Here is a 799-nt window from a genome sequence, read left to right on the forward strand (position 1 = left end):
TAATGAGTACTGTTATTAGCTCTTCTTTCAAAATGTTCATGTAAACTAAATTTTGCTAGTTTCTCCTGTTCATTTATAGAGAATATTTTGGTCTTCTTCTAAATCTAGTATGAAAACAGAGAAAAACGGGAAGAAAAAACGTCTATATAAGTTAATAGTATTTTTGGGTTGAACACTTGTTAATTTTTTTATTAAATTTATTAATTAAAGAAGGATACAGCATAAATACCAAATTGATTATTTTGAACGGGCAAGCGTTAACGCAAGCCCCTTTTAATACGCTTTTACTAACGTACCCTTATCCAACTGGTATTCGTAGGTATTAAACAGGATCGTAACTACCGTTTTAGCCGAGTTAATAACAACTAACGCATGGTGCTTGTTAACGGGGTATCTTCTATGATGGGCATCCCCTGTTTCATTACGTATTTCAGCTAATCCGTTAACTATGCTTATTAATCCGCTTAGGACCTGCTTTAGCGGTTTCTCTAGTTTAGGGTTATCGGTATTTAAGTTTAATTCTTTTCGAACTCTAGTAAATAACGCAGGTAAATCAAGCTTATCTTTTAAACTTTCCCCCGTAATGTTAACAATAATTGCGTTGCAAACACCCTCTACCAATGAACGGGCACTTGTAATATTTCCCGAGTAATCACCTTCTTCAAATCGTTTATCACACTTAGCTAAATCTTCTTTAATGTGCTCAAACGTTAAATGCTCGGGTACCTCGCTTTTCACGTGAATAATTTTTACGTCTAGCTGCTCATCTTCCAGGAAATCTATATATTCGTTGAAACAA

At 34.3% G+C, this 799-nt stretch carries 1 protein-coding gene; it reads right to left on the minus strand.

All coding sequences use genetic code 11. The features are described from left to right. Nucleotides 1-273 precede the first annotated feature (273 nt). Nucleotides 274-799, minus strand: a 526-nt coding sequence (locus JCM21738_RS22025; protein ID WP_148296183.1) for an abortive infection family protein, incomplete at its 5' end; no start/stop codon positions are given.

The sequence above is a fragment of the Mesobacillus boroniphilus JCM 21738 genome (assembly GCF_000517385.1).
In the GTDB taxonomy this organism is placed as follows: domain Bacteria; phylum Bacillota; class Bacilli; order Bacillales; family Cytobacillaceae; genus Mesobacillus; species Mesobacillus boroniphilus.